Below are 3,138 nucleotides of genomic sequence, written 5' to 3' on the forward strand. Positions count from 1 at the left end.
CCTCAGTCCTAAAAATGCGGAACCCGGGACTTGAACCCGGAAGTCCTTGCGAACACTAGAACCTGAATCTAGCGCGTCTGCCAATTCCGCCAGTTCCGCTGACGTCTGGATTTATACCACCGATTTACTATCTTGCAACAAACCCTAGAATTTGTCAATACCTTTTATCCGGAAAAGTGAACCGATACAAGGTACAATGCTTCATCGACTGACAATGAAGCGGGATTGCTAATCTAGACATTTAAAATCTTTCCTGTAGAATCAAAACCAAATTTAAAAAAAAGCCACCCTATTCCGTGAAATTTGGAGGACAGACCTATTAACCCCCCTCTCAGCCTGACCGATACTTACTCTCTGCCCGAAGAAGACAAGTCCGTTTTGCACATTTGGGGTAGAGCTTCCTTGCAAGGGCACGTCAAGATTAGCGGCGCAAAGAACGCGGCACTAGCGATCATGGCAGGAGCCTTGCTGTGTCCTGAAGATTGCCGAATCCGTAACGTTCCCTCGCTTGTCGATGTCAAGCGCATGGGTCAAATTCTGTCGTCCCTAGACCTGAAGCTGGAATGGAATGGCGACATTCTCGACATCAACGCTAGCCACATTGGGCAATCAAAAGCTCCCTACGAGTTAGTTTCTCAGCTACGAGCTAGTTTCTTCATCGTCGGACCGATGCTGGCGCGACTGGGTGTAGCAAAAGTGCCACTACCTGGCGGTTGTGCTATCGGTGCCAGACCCGTCGATCTTCACGTCCGAGGTTTGCGGGACATGGGGGCAGATGTCCAAATTGATCATGGGATGGTCAATGCCCATGTAACTGGCAGCAATCGAAGATTAAAGGGAGCCAAAATTTATCTGGACTATCCCAGTGTTGGTGCGACAGAGACACTGATGATGGCGGCAACCCTAGCAGAGGGAGAAACAATCCTAGAAAACGCCGCCCAAGAACCAGAAGTCGTGGATCTCGCTAATTTCTGCATTGCAATGGGAGCCAAGATTCGCGGTGCAGGTACCAATACAATTGTGATTTCTGGTGTTCCCAGCTTACATTCTGTAGATTACAGCATCATTCCCGACCGGATTGAGGCGGGGACATTGCTCGTTGCAGGAGCAATTACCCATTCAGAACTAAGTCTGTCCCCAATTATTCCAGACCATCTCACGGCTGTGATTGCCAAGCTGCGGGAAATTGGAGCGACGGTACTCGAAGAAGCGCCCGACTGCCTGCGGATTATCGGAGGACAAACACACACGGCAACAGATATTGAAACATTGCCATATCCTGGATTCCCCACGGATATGCAGGCACAATTTATGGCATTGCTGACCCTCAGTGAAGGGGACAGCGTGATTAGCGAAACGGTTTTTGAAAACCGATTGCGTCATGTGGCAGAGTTGAATCGCATGGGTGCAGATATTCGCGTGAAAGGCAATCATGCAATTGTGCGGGGTGTGCCAATGTTATCGGGGGCACCTGTACTAGCTACTGATTTGCGTGCTTCGGCGGCGTTGGTTTTGGCATCGCTGGCGGCAGAAGGAAAAACAATCATTCGAGGATTGCAGCATCTAGATCGGGGTTACGAAAAACTGGAGGATAAACTACGGCAGCTGGGAGCTAAACTACAGCGGGTGCAGGATGATGACAGTTTGCCAGTTGAAAATTTAAAGGTTGAAGGTGACAGCCTGCCGGTTGAAGGTTTAAAGGTTGAAAGTTGAAGGAAGAATAATCGGTAATGGGTAGAGTGATGAGTGATGAGGTATTCATTCAAAACTCATAACTCAACACTCATAACAATTACCTTTTACCGAATTGTCTATTCCTTCACAATTTCTGTCAGCGCTGGTTTTAGGGTTGAATACTGATATTCAAATCTTTGGGACAAGGTGCGTTTTGGAAGAACTTGTTGCCCTTCCAAAACGACTTGGGCACCATCTCCTAAGAGACCTTCTAAAACAAAGCTGGGAACTGGTAGCCAGGAGGGTCGATTTAAAACTTCTCCCAAAGTTTGAGCCAATTCGTTCATCCGGACTGGATTCGGAGCTGTACCGTTTAGGACACCTTCAATTTCCGGATGGCTGAGTGCAAATAGAATTAGATTCACTAAATCGTCTCGGTGAATCCAGGAGAACCACTGACGCCCTGAACCAATGGGGCCACCAGCAAACATTTTGAAGGGGGGAAGCATTTTGGCAAGTGCCCCTCCCATTCCTAAGACAATTCCAGTTCGCACAATTACCAGTCGCGTGCCGCTGTCTTTGACTTTTTGCGCTTCTGTTTCCCATTCTTTACAGACAGTGCTGAGAAAATCATTACCGGCTGAACTAGTTTCATCAAAGGCAGCCGTTTCGCTGGTGCCGTAGTAGCCAATTGCAGAAGAATTAACTAAGACAGCAGGCTTGGGATTCGCTTGATTAATTGCTTCTACAATTTTTTGCGTCCCTAGCTTTCGGCTATTTAGGATCGTCTGCTTTTGTTCTGGAGTCCAGCGTTTTTCCGCAATCGATTCTCCTGATAGATTCACCACAGCATCGCATCCAGCAATGGACTGTTGCCAGGAGCCTGATTCAGTGGGTGTATATGCAATGATTTCGAGATTGGGATAGGTGTTGGCAGGAAAGACTTGCTTTGCTTTCGCAGGGTTACGACTGAAAACCAAGATTTGATTTCCTTGAGCGTGTAGTCGTTCTACCAGACGAGAGCCGACAAATCCAGTTGCTCCTGTAATGGCTACTTTCATGCTTCTCTCGTTGCCTCGCTATCGGGGGTTTTTTTCGTGTCGCTGTAAGCCATACCATTGACCTCAGCATAGCGATTCATAAACCGCATAAATCTCTCCCAGTGGTCTTCTCGCTGAATTTCAAATTCGCAGTCCAACCGCTGAAAATCATCCCCTTCTGGCCCGCTGAAAACAAATTTTACAGAAGAAGGCTCAACGCTTATTTCACCTTCTTCATCCGTTAATCGCAGCCCATTAGAAAACTTATTTTTAAAGCTGTTGAATTTTTCTATGGCTTTCAGCTCGTTAAATGTCATCAATACCGTGCGGACTCCAGAACTGCGATTCCGCCGTAAGCTGACGTTACCGATTTCTTCAGGAATCCCTTCAAAAAATTGAATTAAGGGTGTATTAGAAGTCATGC

General features: G+C 47.2%; 3 protein-coding genes and 1 tRNA gene. 1 reads left to right on the forward strand and 3 read right to left on the reverse strand.

The genetic code is table 11. The annotated features are described in order from the left end of the window. Positions 1-15: 15 nt before the first annotated feature. Positions 16-99: transfer RNA gene (locus H6F50_RS01250), tRNA-Leu, on the reverse strand. A gap of 204 nt (positions 100-303) precedes the next feature. Here H6F50_RS01250 and murA point away from each other — a divergent pair. Then, on the forward strand, positions 304-1,713 hold the full coding sequence (gene murA, locus H6F50_RS01255; protein WP_190415530.1) for a UDP-N-acetylglucosamine 1-carboxyvinyltransferase: 1,410 nt from the start codon (positions 304-306) through the stop codon (positions 1,711-1,713). 98 nt (positions 1,714-1,811) lie between these two features. On the opposite strand, the gene H6F50_RS01260 is transcribed toward murA, so the two are convergent. Together H6F50_RS01260 and psb28 are read right to left on the reverse strand one after the other, a co-directional pair. After that, positions 1,812-2,735, reverse strand: coding sequence for a TIGR01777 family oxidoreductase (locus tag H6F50_RS01260; RefSeq protein WP_190425434.1), 924 nt, complete (start codon positions 2,733-2,735; stop codon positions 1,812-1,814). Next, the gene (psb28, locus tag H6F50_RS01265) at positions 2,732-3,136 is read right to left on the reverse strand and encodes a photosystem II reaction center protein Psb28 (RefSeq protein WP_190415533.1); all 405 of its coding nucleotides are present in this window, start codon (positions 3,134-3,136) and stop codon (positions 2,732-2,734) included. The genes H6F50_RS01260 and psb28 overlap by 4 nt, the downstream gene beginning before the upstream one ends. Between the last annotated feature and the right edge of the window lie 2 nt (positions 3,137-3,138).

It is taken from the genome of Coleofasciculus sp. FACHB-712, from assembly GCF_014695635.1.
Classification (GTDB): domain Bacteria; phylum Cyanobacteriota; class Cyanobacteriia; order Cyanobacteriales; family FACHB-T130; genus FACHB-T130.